Origin of the sequence: Xenorhabdus yunnanensis, assembly GCF_028598805.1 — a bacterium.
Lineage (GTDB): Bacteria > Pseudomonadota > Gammaproteobacteria > Enterobacterales > Enterobacteriaceae > Xenorhabdus > Xenorhabdus yunnanensis.
In genome coordinates, this window is sequence record NZ_JAQRFI010000007.1 from 38,947 (window position 1) to 54,434 (window position 15,488).

General features: G+C 39.9%; 16 protein-coding genes. 6 read left to right on the forward strand and 10 right to left on the reverse strand.

Going from position 1 to position 15,488, the window contains the following annotated elements; translation table 11 throughout:
- Positions 1-244 precede the first annotated feature (244 nt).
- A complete protein-coding gene (locus PSI23_RS04570) occupies positions 245-1,051 on the reverse strand; it encodes a WaaZ-like lipopolysaccharide core biosynthesis protein (protein ID WP_273553964.1) in 807 nt (268 codons plus the stop codon).
- 196 nt (positions 1,052-1,247) lie between these two features.
- Positions 1,248-2,201 (reverse strand): polysaccharide deacetylase family protein, encoded by a 954-nt coding sequence (locus PSI23_RS04575; RefSeq protein WP_273553965.1) that lies wholly within the window; start codon positions 2,199-2,201, stop codon positions 1,248-1,250.
- Positions 2,202-2,402: 201 nt separating this feature from the next.
- On the opposite strand from PSI23_RS04575, the gene rfaQ reads away from it, so the two are divergent.
- From rfaQ to coaD, 6 genes are all read left to right on the forward strand, one after another.
- Positions 2,403-3,473 carry a putative lipopolysaccharide heptosyltransferase III gene (gene rfaQ / locus PSI23_RS04580; protein ID WP_273553966.1) on the forward strand — a complete coding sequence of 357 codons (1,071 nt, stop codon included), beginning with the start codon at positions 2,403-2,405 and terminating at the stop codon, positions 3,471-3,473.
- Positions 3,470-4,597 carry a glycosyltransferase family 4 protein gene (locus PSI23_RS04585; protein ID WP_273553967.1) on the forward strand — a complete coding sequence of 376 codons (1,128 nt, stop codon included), beginning with the start codon at positions 3,470-3,472 and terminating at the stop codon, positions 4,595-4,597. Before rfaQ ends, PSI23_RS04585 begins: the two co-directional genes overlap by 4 nt.
- A complete protein-coding gene (locus PSI23_RS04590; protein WP_273553968.1) occupies positions 4,597-5,700 on the forward strand; it encodes a glycosyltransferase in 1,104 nt (367 codons plus the stop codon). The genes PSI23_RS04585 and PSI23_RS04590 overlap by 1 nt, the downstream gene beginning before the upstream one ends.
- Before the next feature lie 104 nt (positions 5,701-5,804).
- Positions 5,805-7,082 carry a lipid IV(A) 3-deoxy-D-manno-octulosonic acid transferase gene (waaA, locus tag PSI23_RS04595; RefSeq protein ID WP_273553969.1) on the forward strand — a complete coding sequence of 426 codons (1,278 nt, stop codon included), beginning with the start codon at positions 5,805-5,807 and terminating at the stop codon, positions 7,080-7,082.
- Positions 7,082-7,891 (forward strand): glycosyltransferase family 2 protein, encoded by an 810-nt coding sequence (locus tag PSI23_RS04600; protein ID WP_273553970.1) that lies wholly within the window; start codon positions 7,082-7,084, stop codon positions 7,889-7,891. Before waaA ends, PSI23_RS04600 begins: the two co-directional genes overlap by 1 nt.
- On the forward strand, positions 7,857-8,339 hold the full coding sequence (gene coaD, locus PSI23_RS04605; RefSeq protein ID WP_273553971.1) for a pantetheine-phosphate adenylyltransferase: 483 nt from the start codon (positions 7,857-7,859) through the stop codon (positions 8,337-8,339). Before PSI23_RS04600 ends, coaD begins: the two co-directional genes overlap by 35 nt.
- Positions 8,340-8,381: 42 nt before the next feature.
- On the opposite strand, the gene mutM is transcribed toward coaD, so the two are convergent.
- The 8 genes from mutM to radC all read right to left on the reverse strand — a co-directional run bounded on the left by mutM (position 8,382) and on the right by radC (position 15,471).
- On the reverse strand, positions 8,382-9,203 hold the full coding sequence (mutM, locus tag PSI23_RS04610) for a bifunctional DNA-formamidopyrimidine glycosylase/DNA-(apurinic or apyrimidinic site) lyase (protein WP_273553972.1): 822 nt from the start codon (positions 9,201-9,203) through the stop codon (positions 8,382-8,384).
- A 119-nt stretch (positions 9,204-9,322) separates the two neighbouring features.
- Positions 9,323-10,501: a glycosyltransferase family 4 protein gene (locus PSI23_RS04615; RefSeq protein ID WP_273553973.1), complete on the reverse strand. Its 1,179-nt coding sequence runs from the start codon at positions 10,499-10,501 to the stop codon at positions 9,323-9,325.
- Positions 10,482-11,603, reverse strand: a complete 1,122-nt coding sequence (locus PSI23_RS04620) for a glycosyltransferase family 4 protein (protein WP_306309513.1) — start codon at positions 11,601-11,603, stop codon at positions 10,482-10,484. Before PSI23_RS04620 ends, PSI23_RS04615 begins: the two co-directional genes overlap by 20 nt.
- 16 nt (positions 11,604-11,619) lie before the next feature.
- Positions 11,620-12,609, reverse strand: a complete 990-nt coding sequence (locus PSI23_RS04625) for a glycosyltransferase family 9 protein (protein WP_273553975.1) — start codon at positions 12,607-12,609, stop codon at positions 11,620-11,622.
- A 206-nt stretch (positions 12,610-12,815) separates the two neighbouring features.
- Positions 12,816-13,934, reverse strand: a complete 1,119-nt coding sequence (locus tag PSI23_RS04630; RefSeq protein ID WP_273553976.1) for a glycosyltransferase family 4 protein — start codon at positions 13,932-13,934, stop codon at positions 12,816-12,818.
- Positions 13,935-14,086: 152 nt separating this feature from the next.
- Positions 14,087-14,254 (reverse strand): 50S ribosomal protein L33, encoded by a 168-nt coding sequence (rpmG, locus tag PSI23_RS04635; protein WP_273553977.1) that lies wholly within the window; start codon positions 14,252-14,254, stop codon positions 14,087-14,089.
- An 11-nt stretch (positions 14,255-14,265) separates the two neighbouring features.
- Positions 14,266-14,502 (reverse strand): 50S ribosomal protein L28, encoded by a 237-nt coding sequence (rpmB, locus tag PSI23_RS04640; protein ID WP_038239873.1) that lies wholly within the window; start codon positions 14,500-14,502, stop codon positions 14,266-14,268.
- A gap of 276 nt (positions 14,503-14,778) precedes the next feature.
- Positions 14,779-15,471, reverse strand: coding sequence for a RadC family protein (gene radC, locus PSI23_RS04645; protein WP_273553978.1), 693 nt, complete (start codon positions 15,469-15,471; stop codon positions 14,779-14,781).
- Between the last annotated feature and the right edge of the window lie 17 nt (positions 15,472-15,488).

The following is a 15,488-nucleotide window of genomic DNA, read 5'->3' on the forward strand; positions in this document are numbered from 1 at the left end:
TTACTCTCGGGGTAGGCGAGTACGTAGTAAAAAACTAGCCTTTTTAATTGAAAATCGGGTATCTTTCTGTTTAAGTCAGTTGTGTATAAGTCATAGCACATTTTCCTTTGGCGAGAAAGGTGCTTACTATAGCAGCTGACCACCTTTCTGAAAAGTTTCACTTATTAATCTAATCCGCCTAAATAATGATATTAAACATCACTCGATATTAATAAAAATAATAAAAAATCATTATAGGAATATATTATAAGATCGAGTTAAATTCAATTTTCTTAAATGAATTTATTGTACTAAACATTGATAAATTATAAATCATAATTCCATGTTTCTTAGCCAGTTCTTCTGATAAATCAAAGCAAGGGATTATTATATTTTTTAAATTTTCATCTAGTTCAGTATTAAGAATATCATCTGGGTTCTCATAAAATCTAGGCTTATCAAAGTTGTTCATGTCTAATCCAGCAAAATATACTTCTTTATAATTTAAGAAAAAGGCTATTTGCAAAGCAGCGTAGGCTACTGTTCTACCATCATAAAACCCTTTGTTTAAATTAAGTGAAAAAGCAACATTTTTATTTACAACCAATTCATCGCTTATTATATTAAACAAATCTCTTTCCTTTTCATAAACTGGCTGATCAATATGTTCGATAATTACAACCTTACATTTAATCACAATAAAATGATCTTTAAGAAATATTTCATTTAAACAATCCATTGTTGTTAATAGTGTCAATGAATAATTATTTAAAATATTTAACACAAGGTCAAATCTATTCATAACAAATGTTCTATCTATAATAACATGATATTTGAAATTCACACTTTTTGATAATTTATACGCTCCATTAACTCCTAATATATCGAATTTTTCACTATCAAAAAAATCAATATCGATATCTAGAACAGATGGTCCTGACGCTATAATTATTAATGGTTTTCTTGATGAAAAATCAAAGCTAGAAATATCAACGCTCCTTTTATTAAAAAGGACATCATCTATCTTGCCATTTATATCTCTTGATATACTTATATACGGCCAGAAACTCATGTTATGTTTCATTTTACTATCACATATGTTTCTATATAGTTTTAGTTATTTTATATTTAAAATTATTTATAAATTTACATAATATTTTATTTATTAAAACCATTATACAATCCACCATAGAAAAACTTGGTTATTTTATTTTTATAGTATACATAATTAATTATAAGCTATCTCAAAAGCTCTCAATCATTAATGACTATGATTTAATTAAATAATATTCAGCCAACGTCATCCCCTGCACCAATGGCTTCAAAAACTCAAACAATCCTTCCAAATCTCGATAAAGCAATTCGATCTGTTCTTCATTATGGAAAGTCGGACTTCCACCCGGCATAAACTCAGATGAATGCAGCATAAACTCAACATAGTCACTGCCATTTGCTAAAGTTTGCTGGATAACAGTCTTCATCTGCTCCAAATTCCCGCCTTTTGGTCGCAACCAATTAACCGATGGAGAACGCTGTTTTCCCCGCAAGTAATCATATTTTTGCTTAATAAAATTCATAAACGGTGAATGTTTATACTGAATACTCATCGGCACTTGCAATAATGGAGAATCGCCTTCTATAGAAATATCCTGCATATCCATAAAATAAGCATAATCAGGAAAATCGCTATAATCTGTTCCGCCATTCCCATTAGGATTGCCCTTAGTAAAGTTCCAATTAACTTTTGGAGTAACCGAACAATCTACCTGATAGCCATATTCTACCAATAACTGAGCATAATATTCGTTAAATGCCCAACGCCCAGCCCTATGACTCAGCATTTTTGTCTGGAGTTTTTCTTCCAACAGATTAGTAATGAAAGAAATTTTTGCTTTTATTTGATCTTCAGAATACTCAATCAAATATGGCTTATAATTCATATCATCGTCAGTGAGAGGAACAATGGGGGGACTATTCCAGGCATGCAAATGCATACCAATCTCACCGGTGTTTCTGGCAATCACATCCTTAGCAAATTCGATGTAGCTATCATCCATCACCATTTCGTAGTTGGTGAGCCAAACGGGTTTAAATCCAAAGCGTTCACAAAGATTCTGAAATCTTGGTAGATAATGCGTGTTTTTTGTTGAGATCTGACCATTATTTTGCCATAGATCATCACCTTCAGTGTCGATCGTGATAATAAAAGCGGGTAATGACATTGATATGCACCAAAATGTGATAATAATAGTTATTCCAATGGTACGCATAGCAAACACATAACGCAATTATAGAATCCAGGCTATCTGATTGAGCATAAACGTCATCCCATACTGCTCTTGGTTAGTATACTTAAAGATGCCACGCTATGATTTTTACATTAAGATCACCGTATGACCTTGATATACTAAAGAACTCAACAAATGATTCCAATAAACAATAAAATCAAGCGCATTCTGGTGATTAAATTACAACATCATGGAGATATGTTGTTGACAACACCGGTTATAAGCACACTAACTCACCACTATCCAGATGCGGAAATTGATGTACTCCTTTATCAAGAAACTGTACCTATGTTGGAAAATTCAGCAGAAATTTCCCATATTTTTTCCATAGACCGCAAGTGGAAACAACTAGGTACAAGAAAGAAATTATTGCATGAGTGGGCTCTGCTCAAGACATTAAGACAGCAACACTATGATTTAGTGGTCAACCTTGCCGACCAATGGAGAAGTGCCTTTATTTCCCTTTTTACTGATGCATCTATTCGCTTGGCTCTTAGTTTCCCTAAACGACAAAATTGGAAATGGCGTTTTTGTCATACTGAAGTTATACCAACAGATGATCATGATTCATTACATACTGTAGAACAAAATCTTTCCATCCTAAAACCATTGCAATTTAATTCACTTATCACAAAAGTGACCATGAGTTATAGCGATAATGATTTACAGTGGATCAAGAAAAAACTTTCTGAGCATCAATTTTCAGAAAGGTACATCGTTATTCAACCTACATCCCGATGGTTCTTTAAGTGTTGGGATGAGAAAAAAATGGCGGCAGTAATTACGGCGCTACAAAAAGATGGACATAGCATTATCATTACTTCTGGGCCAGACCAAAAGGAATTAGAGATGGTAACCACCATCTTGTCACACTGCCCTGATAACGGAAAGAACATCCTTTCTCTAGCGGGAAAATTGACATTACCCACGCTTGCCGCTTTGATTGATCATGCTAAATTATTTATTGGCGTAGATTCAGTACCAATGCATATGGCCGCCGCTTTGGGAACACCTTGCATTGCATTATTCGGCCCCTCCAAACTGACATTTTGGAAACCCTGGCAGTCTGTTGGTGAGGTGATTTGGGCTGGCGATTATGGCAATATTCCACATCCGGATGACATTAAAACTCATACAAACGAACGCTACTTAGATCTGATACCTACAGATGTCGTCATTTCAGCAGCAAGGAAATATATTTCATGAAACCATTACGTTTAGCTATTGTCCGCCAAAAGTATCGCCCGGATGGAGGTGCTGAACGTTTTATTTCAAGGGCTCTGGGAGCATTAGAGCACCAACAACTTGAACTTAATGTTATTACACGTTCTTGGCAAGGTGTAAGCAACCCAAATTGGCGAATTCACCTATGCGATCCTATTAAATATGGAAGAATTAGCCGTGAAAGAGGTTTTGCCCAATCAGCACGGCAATTATGGCAAACAGAACAATTTGATTTAGTTCAAAGCCATGAGCGTATTGCTGGCTGTGACATTTATCGTGCCGGAGATGGCGTCCATAAACGCTGGTTACATCAGCGAGCCCGCATCTTGCCAACATGGAAAGCACGATGGCTGTTAAATGATCGGTATCACCGCTATGTCATGAATTCTGAGGCAGAAATGTATGCAGATCCCGCTTTAAAAAAAGTGATCTGCAACGCTGAGATGGTAAAAAAGGAAATTATCGAAGAATTTGGTGTAGCCGAAGATAAAATCGCCGTTATATACAACTCAATTGATAACACAAAGTTTTTTCCTGCTGATGAGCAATCCCGTCTACAGCTTAGGCAACAATATCAAATCCCCGCCACTACAAGATGCTTGATTTATGTTGGTTCCGGTTTTGAACGAAAGGGATTATCTGCAGCAATTAAAGCTGTCGCGAAGACAGATAGCTATCTATTAGTTATTGGTAAAGACAAAGAACAAAAAAAATATCAGGCGCTTGCAAATACTTTAGGGTGTACTCATCACATCCGTTTCATGGGGTTACAAAAAAATACATTGCCTTTTTATCAACTGTCTGATGCTTTGCTACTACCGACGCTATATGATCCATTTCCCAATGTGATCCTTGAAGCCATGGCATGCGGTTTGCCCGTTATTACCAGCACGACATGTGGGGGCGCAGAATTCATTACCGAAGGGAAAAATGGTTTTATCTGTGATGCATTAGATATTGAAAAATTAAAGGATGCTGTTCATAGCATTCCTGATAATATATTCGGAACAGATATGTCTATTGCTGCCAGAAACCAAATAATTGCTGCAACTCCAGAGAATTTATCTAAACAATTAATCGATCTTTATCAACGAGTTTTAGCATAGTGAAAGAACATATTCTTTTTATTATCGATGGATTGCCCGGAGGAGGAGCTGAAAATGTTACTCTTCGTCTTGCGGCTAGTTTGAGTAAATCAAACTACCAAGTTTCATTACTTTCACTCAATACTCAATTGGATTACATCATCCCAGAAGATATTCATTACATAGTCAGTTTAGATGACTATCGGGGGCCACTAAGAAAACTCAATGAAATAAGCCGCAGAGCTAAAGTGATGGATAAAGTATTATTTAAGCTTTTCCAACAAAAAGGCAAACCTGCACTTGTTATATCTAATCTACATAAAACTGACCGTATCGTAGTTAAATCCAAGATCCTGAACAATTGCAATGTATGGCATTGTATTCACGGAATTTTTTCCCAATCATACTTAAGCAATAAAAGTGGTTTTTCTTATTGGATAAAAAAAGAAAAGATAAAAAAAGTTTATGAAAATAAAAAGATTATCTGCGTCTCCGACGCTGTTAGTAATGATCTGTTAAGCAATATTGGGATAAAACCCAGACAGATCAAAACCATCTACAATCCCTTTGATTTTGAAAAAATAAAAGCACAAGCCTCAAAAACTAACCCTTATCATGGATTGAATTACATTCTGCATGTCGGACGCTTACATCAAGTAAAACGCCAAGACCGATTAATAGATGCTTTTGCAAAGGCAAATCTCCCATGCAAACTCATCATTGTGGGGCAAGGCTCCGAAGAAATAGAAGATCATCTTAAAGTAAAAATCCATGAGTACGAGTTAGATGATAAAGTCATTTTGGCTGGCTTTCAGCCTAATCCACATCCCATTATCAATGAAGCAAAAGCGGTTGTTATAAGTTCAGACAGTGAGGGATTACCGACAGTCTTAATCGAAGCATTAATTTGCCACACACCTATCGTCAGTACTGATTGCCCTGGTGGCGTTAGAGAAATAATGACAGGCCAATTAAAAAACTATCTGTCTAGTCTCGATGCTGATTCTTTGGCAGAAAAAATTCGACTTGCTTACAATATACCTCCACAAATTACAGATGAGCTGTATAAAAAGTTTGAGGCAAGCAATATACAGAAGCAATATATTGAATTAATAGAAAAATAATATATAGAATACCAAACTATGGTTCAAGGGGGCCTGTATTTTACACACTTTTTTCAAGCCAATGTGGTACTATAACCGCAGTCTATGTCAGTGAATTTGATAGAATGTTGCTTCGCTTATATCAGGTACTTCTCTACCTTATCCAACCAATTATTTGGTTACGTCTGCTGTTACGCAGCCGAAAATCACCTGCGTACCGCAAACGCTGGGGAGAACGCTACGGCTTCTGTGCCAAAAAGGTCACCCCAGGTGGGATATTACTGCATTCCGTTTCTGTTGGAGAGACATTGGCCGCCATTCCACTAGTACGGATCTTACGGCACCATTATCCTTTTTTGCCCATTACTATAACTACCATGACACCGACAGGATCGGAAAGGGTTCTTTCTGCTCTGGGCAATGATGTTAACCACGTATACCTTCCCTATGACCTGCCAGGTTCAATGAGCCGTTTTCTTGATCACGTAAATCCAAAGTTAGTGATCATTATGGAAACCGAACTATGGCCGAATCTGATCACTCAGCTACACCAACAGGAAATTCCGCTGGTTATTGCCAACGCAAGGCTATCAACCCGTTCTGCGGCGGGATATCAGAAAATTGGCAGCTTCATCAAAACCATTCTAAATAAGATCACATTGATAGCCGCACAAAATCAAGAAGATGGTGAACGCTTTATCGAATTGGGATTAAGACGTTCCCAACTTTCTGTTACTGGTAGCCTTAAATTCGATATCTCTGTTACACCAGAACTCGCAGCCAAAGCCGTCACATTGCGCCGCCAATGGGCACCTCATCGCCCTGTATGGATAGCAACCAGTACCCATGATGGGGAAGAAACGATTATTCTGGATGCACATTGCAAACTGCTTAAGCAATTCCCTGATTTACTGTTAATTCTGGTTCCCCGCCATCCTGAGCGTTTTGGTAAAGCCGCTGAGTTGACCCAAAAAGCCGGGCTGAACGCAGTCTTGCGTAGTACCGATACTATTCCTGACGCCAATATACAAGTTGTTATTGGAGATACGATGGGCGAATTGATGCTTCTGTACGGTATCGCTGATCTGGCTTTTGTCGGGGGTAGCCTGATAGAACGTGGGGGACATAACCCACTGGAAGCGGCAGCCCATGCCATTCCGGTTATCATGGGGCCACATACATTCAATTTTAAAGATATCTGTGCCAAGCTGGATAAAGCGGATGGACTAATTACTGTTACTGATAGCCAATCATTAAGCTCAGCGATCAACAGCTTGCTGACAGACGAAGATTACCGGCGCTATTACGGTCACCACGCTGCAGAAGTCCTGCATGAAAACCAAGGCGCGCTTCAACGCTTGCTAAAATTACTGGAACCTTATCTCCCTCCAAGGAGCCATTAATGATTGCGAAAAAACGTCTGTCCGTTGTCATGATCACCAAAAATGCCGCTGATTTGATTGCAGATTGCCTGATTTCTGTGAATTGGGCAGATGAAATCATCGTCTTGGATTCCGGCAGTACCGACACAACTTGCCAAATAGCCAGTGAAATGGGAGCAAAAGTCTACTCGAATACTGAGTGGCCAGGCTTCGGTCGTCAACGACAGCTCGCACAATCCTACGCCAGCGGTGATTATATTTTTATGATTGATAGCGATGAACGGGTGACTCCAGAGCTCAAAGCATCCATTGAACATATTCTGGCCAATCCTGACGATAATAAAGTCTATAGCTGCGCGCGCCTCAATCTGTTTATGGGGCGATTTATGAAACACAGTGGCTGGTATCCCGATAAAGTTATTCGTCTTTATTGCCGTGAACGTTATCAATACAATGACAATCAGGTTCATGAGTCCCTTGATACTCAAGGCGCATCTATCGTGACGTTAAAAGGTGATTTACGTCACTTGACCTGCCGTAACCTGATGGAGTTTCAGCAAAAACAATTGAATTACGCGAGAGATTGGGCAAAACATCACTACGAGCAAGGCAAGAAAACCCGTTATTTTTCTATAATTAGCCATACGCTGGGAGCATTTTTCAAAACTTGGCTATTAAGAGCAGGTTTTTTGGATGGCAAGCAAGGGCTAGTGTTAGCAATTGTGAATGCTCAATATACATTCAATAAATACGCTGCACTTTGGGAAATGATTCAAACAAAGAGTAAAAACAACGATGAAAAGAAAAGCGATTTATCCCGGCACTTTTGATCCCATCACTTACGGTCATCTTGATATCGTTACTCGTGCCGCAAATATGTTTGACCATGTTTTATTGGCTATCGCCAATAGTGATAGAAAAAATCCCATGTTCAATTTGGAAGAACGTGTCGCGCTGGCAAAAGAAGTCACGGCCCATCTGGAAAATGTCGATGTTGTTGGGTTTAGCGAACTGATGGTTAATTTTGCCAAAAAACAGCAGGCTAACATCTTAATCCGCGGAGTACGTTCTGTTTCCGATTTTGAATATGAATGGCAACTTGCCAATATGAACCGGCATTTTATGCCAGAGCTGGAAAGTGTCTTTTTATTGCCTTCTCAAACTCTGTCCTTCGTCTCATCATCCTTAATCAAGGATGTTGCACGCCATGATGGTGACATTTCATCCTTCCTATCAGAGCCAGTTGCAAAAGCAATGCTAAAAAAGTTAGGTAAATAACACCATCATGCGGGGGCAACTATCTTCTGCCCCCAAATATGCCTAATGCTGACATTGACGACAGAAAAATGTACTGCGTTGCCCTAATTTTATACCCTCGATTCTCGCACCACTTTTCTCACCACATTGTGGGCAAAGCCCACCTTTCTTGCCATAGACAAACAACTCTTGAGCGAAATACCCCGGTTTACCATCAGATTGCAGAAAATCCTTCAGCGTCGTTCCACCTTGTTCAATAGAGCGACGTAAGATCTGTTTGATTATATCGACTAATAGATAAGCCTCTTGCTGTGTCAACGAATGTACAGGACGTTCAGGCAAGATACATGCAACAAACAGCGCTTCGTTGGCATAGATATTCCCAACACCAACGACAACTTTATTATCCATCAACCAAGGTTTAATCGCCGTTTTTTTGTTGCGGGAAAGCGTGTAAAGGTATTCGCCATCAAATTGATCAGAAAGAGGCTCAGGGCCTAAATGAGCCAGTACAGAGCACTCATTAAGATTATCACTCCACAACCACGCACCAAAACGTCGGGGATCGGTATACCGGAGAATTTTGCCATCAGCCATAATCAAATCAACATGATCATGCTTCGCTGGAGGCTGTCCATCTAACAAGACACGTAAACTGCCGGACATTCCCAGATGGATAATAATCCAGCCCTCTGGCAACTCAAGCAATAAGTATTTTGCCCGTCGCTGGACACTAAGAACTGGCCTGTCTGAAAGCGCCATGATTTGATCAGAAACAGGCCAGCGCAAACGTGAATTTCTGACTTCTGCATATTGGATCACATTCCCAACCAGATGAGGTTCAATCCCCCTGCGACTGGTTTCCACCTCTGGTAGCTCCGGCATACCGACTCCTTAAATAAGTTATCTACGACATTGTCTGAGGACATTGCATCTGAGCAGATTACAATACCGTTTTCATGTATCATTTGCAGCCAGATTCGATTGGGTAACCGGAGAAATACTCACTGAAACAACTTGTCCGATATCACTGTCATAATTAGCTTTGCACGCTGATCCCAGTTAAAACGTTCCGTTACCAGTCGTTGCGAATGGTCAACTTTCGCCATCATTTCATCGGGATGATTAATCAGCCATTGTATCTGTTCAGCAAAACTCTCTGCGTTTTCACTATCAGCAAAATTTACCGCATTTTCATCAACAGCATCGCGAATAGAAGGGAAATCAGAAATAACCACAGGCTTGCCCATGGCCATATATTCAAACAGTTTAAGAGGAGAAGTATAACGACTGCCAATGCTAGTTTTCGTCAGTGGCAGAACACAAATATCACTATCAGCAATAACCTGAAAGCGTTTTCTGGGTTGAATAAAACCAAGGAAATTGACTTTGTCTCTCACACCAATTTGTTCAGCTATTTGCTGCAATCGTTCAATCTGCTCAGTTGTACCACCCGCAATATTCAACTCAATGTTATCCAAGTAAGACATGGCTTTCATTACTGTTGGAACGCCTTTCCAGCGATGCAAGCTCCCCAAATAAAGAACTTTTTTAGGAAATGTACTTTTGAGATCACTATTGGAAAGAGTTTGCTTAGCTAATTCAACCGCCAGCATATCAACGCCATCGGACGCCACAACAATCGGTGTTGTAATACTATATTGTTTATAAATATCTTCTCGTAATAACGAAGTCAGGGCAAAGATAACCTTAGAACTATCATAAACCTGCTGTTCCATTTCTCTTAATTTATGATATTTACGTTGGTTTTTACGGTTGAGTAAATCATGGGATTCTTTAAATGACTGAGAAAATACTTCATGACTTTCAAAGAAATGGGGAATATCTGGATGATTGTGCAACAGGTAATTAGCCATTTTGAGATTGCGGGTAAAAAGAGCATCAACCTGATGCTCTTTAAGCCATCGAGAAACCTGCAAATAAAACAGTTTCTGAGTATTTAATGGGAAATACCATTTTCTACGTATATTGTGCAGAGCAATTAAGTCCACAGAAGGCGGTAATGACCTACCAAGAATATCTTCAACTTGGCTTTGGCCTTTTGGGGTAATCAGATAGACACTATGTCCCTGTCGGGCAAAAGCATCTACATTCTGCAAAATTTGTAGGGACGCAACCCGATAATCAGGCACAGGGTAAGGATCAATATACGCAATTTTCATTATTTTTTGTCGCGTTCAATAAACGGCTAGCAGAATGTTCCCAAGTGTACATTGATTCAATCCTCTGACGCGCAGATTTACCCATACCTTCTCCTCTATCCGGCAAAGACAAAAGATGATTTACCGCATCAGCAATAGCCACAACATCTCCCGGAGTGACCAGAATACCAGCACTCCCTTCGTTGCCAACCACCTCCGGTATTCCACCAATATAACTGGCAATTACAGGACGTCCACATGCCATCGATTCTGCAATAGTAATACCGAACGCCTCATCACCAATACTAGGAAAAATACCAGCATCTCCCGCTGCATAAAATTCAGGTAATTGATCATGACCCACTGGAGAATGAAAAATGACAGATCTTTGCAACTGTAAAGCAGAAACTCGCTTTTCAAGCGATTTCAACTCTTCACCTGCACCAATAATCAATAATTTTACATCTTTGTCCCGCAGCAAAGCCATTGCATCAATAGCCACTTTCATGCCTTTCCAGCCAACCAGTCTACCCGCAAACGTTAACAAGAACGTTTTTTCATCGATACCTAATCGAGTTCGGACATCAGAGTCAGCAGGCTTGAATTTATCGATATCCACTCCATTATAAATAACGCTCGGAAATTGCTTGAAGTGGTGTTGAATCTGCCAAGCATTGAAATGGCTGCACGCAACCCATGCAGATATTTTCTTACCTAATAACCGATCCCCTTTAAAAAAACTGGTTCCACCACTCATATAGCAAAACCGGGTATGGGATGTTTTAGGCATCATTCTGGGCCAGAAAAAATCAAAAGGTTTCGTCAAAATCACCCAATCAAAATTTTCAGCAATAACGGTTTTACGGGCATGATGAGCAAAAGAGTAACGTTCTATAATGCGTTGAAAGCGACGCCCGATGTTAAACACACGCTCTCTAGGAATAAAAGGGAAGGTATGAATATGGATATTTCTTCCGCCCAATGCAGGCCGAACATCACCACTACCACCGAAAATATGGACCTCATGCCCCGTATCTGTCAACGCTTTGGCTAACTCCCAGACTGCGGTTTGAATACCACCATAGGACATGGTAACGGTAACATCGATAAATCCTATCTTCATTTTGTTCATTATCCTTTCATTCATTTTCCAGCAAATTTTGAACAGAATGCCAGACTTGATTTACGGATATCGCTGACATTGTATCTTGACGAGAGGCCTGTCTATAATCTATAGGATATTCAATGACTACTAATTTCGGATGTTGTTGAGGTGCGAGAAAACGTCCAGGGTGAAAACTGTGATACAAAGCAACCATTGGTATTCCCAATGCTCCAGCCAGATGGGTCGTTCCTGTATCAACCCCCACATACAGATTAAGTTGACTCATGATTGCCGCATTCTGCCGCATCGTAGTCTTACCAGCCAACGATGAACATCTGTTTGTACCCAATTTTTCAACTAGCATCCGTGCGCTGTCTTCACCATCTTTACTACCTAACAGCAAAATATGCGCATGCGGATAATCACGATAAATACGTTGAGCTAATTCGTAAAAGTGTTCTACAGGCCAATCACGATAGGCTTTTGCTGGAAAACTCTGTAACTGAAAACCAATTCTTAATTGCTGTTCAATCCCTTGCTGATGAAGAAAAGTTCTGGCATATGCCTCTTCACACGGGCTTACACAATATTGTAAACGCCAATTACTGACTTCAACCCCGAGGGCATTAATTAGCAATGCTCTTTCCTGTTGTGCAGGCATAAGTTCGTCAGGCCTTGCAACAGCATACTCATTTGATTTTGCATCAGAAACATCCGCAAAATAAACGGTTAAATTTGCTATGCGTTTGGCGTACTGCAATAGGGATTTATCGTGACCATATATCAATGCCAAATCATACTGCTGACGAGAAAGCCAGCCACACCATCTAGCTTTACCTTTGGAGAAATCTTTCAACTTATTAATTGAATCGATATTTTCAAGGATTTCTTTTGTTTTTTTATGCACAAATATATCAATATTTGCTTCCGGCCACTTTTCTTTCAAAGCACGGATGACCGGAGTTACCAGCAGTGTATCGCCAAAACGGGCAATATTGATGATTAAAATCTTTTGGGGTTGCATAATAATGAATATTAATTTATCAATCCAAGGATTGGTACTTAGGGCACTATACAGCAAAGTTATTCAATGTTCTATTTGCTGTTAAAAAACACTATAGGCACAAAAAATAAAATGAAATAAATTTCATTTCAAATGGTTAAACAAAAAAATAGCGATTATTCTATCAATATTGATAAAAACAATATAAACAAAAAATAAACAAAACATCATTGCTTGCTTTCTATACTGCGATAAAAAATAGACTCCATTTTGTCTAACATATTATCCATACCAAATAAGTGAGTCGCCCGTTTCAGTGAAGCTTCTCCCATTTGTAAACTCAGCCCTGTATCATGCATTAATAAAGCTAATTTTTCTGTTAATTGTTCGACATTTTTAGGTTCGATAATATATCCCGTATCTCCATCAATCACAGCTTCTGTAATTGCCCCCACTGACGTAGATACAACAGGCAATCCACATGCCATTGCCTGCATAATGCCTTGAGGTACACCTTCATTACCAAACGAGGGTAGGGCAAAGATATCCATTGCGTTTAAGCAATCAGGGACATCCTGACGATTGCCAAGAAAAATGACACTTTCTGTCAGCCCTTCCCGCTGAACCTGTGGTTCTAAATTCTTTCTCTGGGGTCCATCCCCCACAAACAGCAATTGCCAATCAGGGTAACGTTGATGAAGAATCTTCCAGCTATCAAGCAGATAACGATGTCCTTTCCACGTTCTCATTGTGGCAACAATACCCAGCGTTGGCTTGTCTTTGATGCCAATACGCTGACGATTTAAGGTCTTGTTTTCAGGGTGAAAACGCGACAAATCGATCCCTGTCGGTACAGAAGTCATGTGGGAAAGTGGGTAATCATTATGTACATGCAGATACTGGCGCAGTTTTTCCCCTGTTGTCACAATATGCTGGCCAGCATGCAAATACAGCCAACGAGTCGCTATGGATTTTGAAACATGAGTCGAGACATGACGAGTGCGGACTATCGGGGGCATATCTTTTAATGTAGTGCATGCCGCAGCCACTAGCCAAGAATCAGTAGAACTATGGGTATTGATCACATCAAATTGACGGCCTTCTGTCTTTAGCCAACGGCGCATTGCCCGAAAACAGGGAAGACGTTTTTTTTCAATTGGGAGAGCAACAACAGGCACACCATAATGATGGGCTTCACGGTACAAAGTTGAAGTTGGACAACATACGATAACCACATGGTGTCCACGTTGTATCATGCCCTGAGATTCCGTCAGGATACGAATCTCCTGCCCTCCCCAGCCACATGATGATTCTGTATGTAAGATATTCAAGGTCTTTCTAGCCATTGGAGCCACGCCTGACGGTTTATATTAAAAAAGCGCTAGTATAGCTGAGCAGTGTATGACGTCCACACATAACCCGATTTGAACTACCGTGATGCGATCTACAGACATAAAAAAACCCAGCATAATGCTGGGCTTTTTATAATCCGCTAAAATTATTTAATTTTAGCTTCTTTGTACATAACATGCTGACGAATAACTGGGTCGAATTTTTTCATTTCCAGTTTTTCAGGCATAGTACGCTTGTTCTTCGTAGTGGTATAGAAGTGACCTGTACCAGCAGAAGAAACCAGCTTGATTTTATCGCGAATACCTTTAGCCATTTTTCAGCTCCTTAGTACTTCTCACCACGGGCACGCAGTTCAGCCAGAACTGTATCGATACCCTTTTTGTCAATCACACGCATACCTTTAGCAGATACACGCAGAGTTACAAAGCGTTTCTCAGACTCAACCCAGAAACGATGAGAGTGCAGGTTAGGCAGAAAACGACGCTTAGTCGCATTTAATGCGTGGGAGCGGTTGTTACCACTCACCGGGCGCTTGCCAGTAACTTGGCAGACTCGGGACATGTCTATTCTCCAAAAATCAAATCAGCTCGAGCTTTGTATTGGGTGTGACCGCCTCGTCAGGCTTAGGAGCCCATCTCAGCAAACTTTCTTTACTGAAAAGAACATTACCGAAAAGAACGTCACTGAAAAGACACACATTTTCTCAGCAAAAAATATACTGAGATAGGCTCTTCTCGCCAAACCCAAGATCCTCAAAGGTGGCGTAGTATACGCCCTCATTCGCAGATGCTCAAGTCCCGAACAACTAAGATCTGATCGTATCGCGAAAAAACCGTACTAAATCCAACCTCTTTCCATAAATGAGACACAATATTGCTTGCCAATAACGATATGATCCAAAACCTTAACCCCCACCAAGTCACAAGCCTCAATAATTTTTTCTGTCACCAATTTATCAGCCAAGCTAGGCTCTGGATTACCTGAAGGATGATTATGAGCAAGAATAATTGATGCAGCATTCACTTTAACCGCCTGTTTCACAATTTCACGCGGATGAACTTCAACCTTGTTTATCGTTCCTTTAAACATTTCATCATGGCAGATGACTTTATTTTGGTTTGTCAAAAACAGCACTACAAATACTTCCCGATCTTGCCAAGACAATAAATCCTGCAAGTAATTCTGAGTCATCGTGGGGCTGCTCATGATATCTTCGTGGATAAACTGACTGGAGAAAAATCGTTTTGCCAATTCAGATACCGCCTGCAATTGCACGTACTTACATTGCCCCATACCCTTATGTGCACAAAAATCAGCGTAATCAGCGGATAAGAGATGATAAAGCGAGCCAAATGATTTCAGCAGATACTCTGCCATTTGCACGACAGGAACGCCTCTGGTTCCCGTGCGCAAAAAGATAGCCAATAACTCTGCATCGGTTAGGGAAACAGCTCCATAAGCCAGTAATTTCTCCCGGGGAGGAAGATTTAAATGCAATTCATCACTTCTTTCCATTACCGTGAAATCCATAACACGCCCCCCTTCAA

Excerpts from the sequence above, each read along its gene's own strand:
- PSI23_RS04570 (WP_273553964.1), bottom strand. The coding sequence starts at position 1,051 with ATGAGTTTCTGGCCGTATATAAGTATATCAAGAGATATAAATGGCAAG.
- PSI23_RS04575 (WP_273553965.1), bottom strand. The coding sequence starts at position 2,201 with ATGTCATTACCCGCTTTTATTATCACGATCGACACTGAAGGTGATGAT.
- rfaQ (WP_273553966.1), top strand. The coding sequence starts at position 2,403 with ATGATTCCAATAAACAATAAAATCAAGCGCATTCTGGTGATTAAATTA.
- PSI23_RS04585 (WP_273553967.1), top strand. The coding sequence starts at position 3,470 with ATGAAACCATTACGTTTAGCTATTGTCCGCCAAAAGTATCGCCCGGAT.
- waaA (WP_273553969.1), top strand. The coding sequence starts at position 5,805 with ATGTTGCTTCGCTTATATCAGGTACTTCTCTACCTTATCCAACCAATT.
- PSI23_RS04600 (WP_273553970.1), top strand. The coding sequence starts at position 7,082 with ATGATTGCGAAAAAACGTCTGTCCGTTGTCATGATCACCAAAAATGCC.
- coaD (WP_273553971.1), top strand. The coding sequence starts at position 7,857 with ATGAAAAGAAAAGCGATTTATCCCGGCACTTTTGATCCCATCACTTAC.
- mutM (WP_273553972.1), bottom strand. The coding sequence starts at position 9,203 with ATGCCGGAGCTACCAGAGGTGGAAACCAGTCGCAGGGGGATTGAACCT.
- PSI23_RS04615 (WP_273553973.1), bottom strand. The coding sequence starts at position 10,501 with ATGAAAATTGCGTATATTGATCCTTACCCTGTGCCTGATTATCGGGTT.
- PSI23_RS04620 (WP_306309513.1), bottom strand. The coding sequence starts at position 11,603 with ATGAAGATAGGATTTATCGATGTTACCGTTACCATGTCCTATGGTGGT.
- PSI23_RS04625 (WP_273553975.1), bottom strand. The coding sequence starts at position 12,609 with ATGCAACCCCAAAAGATTTTAATCATCAATATTGCCCGTTTTGGCGAT.
- PSI23_RS04630 (WP_273553976.1), bottom strand. The coding sequence starts at position 13,934 with ATGGCTAGAAAGACCTTGAATATCTTACATACAGAATCATCATGTGGC.
- rpmG (WP_273553977.1), bottom strand. The coding sequence starts at position 14,254 with ATGGCTAAAGGTATTCGCGATAAAATCAAGCTGGTTTCTTCTGCTGGT.
- rpmB (WP_038239873.1), bottom strand. The coding sequence starts at position 14,502 with ATGTCCCGAGTCTGCCAAGTTACTGGCAAGCGCCCGGTGAGTGGTAAC.
- radC (WP_273553978.1), bottom strand. The coding sequence starts at position 15,471 with ATGGATTTCACGGTAATGGAAAGAAGTGATGAATTGCATTTAAATCTT.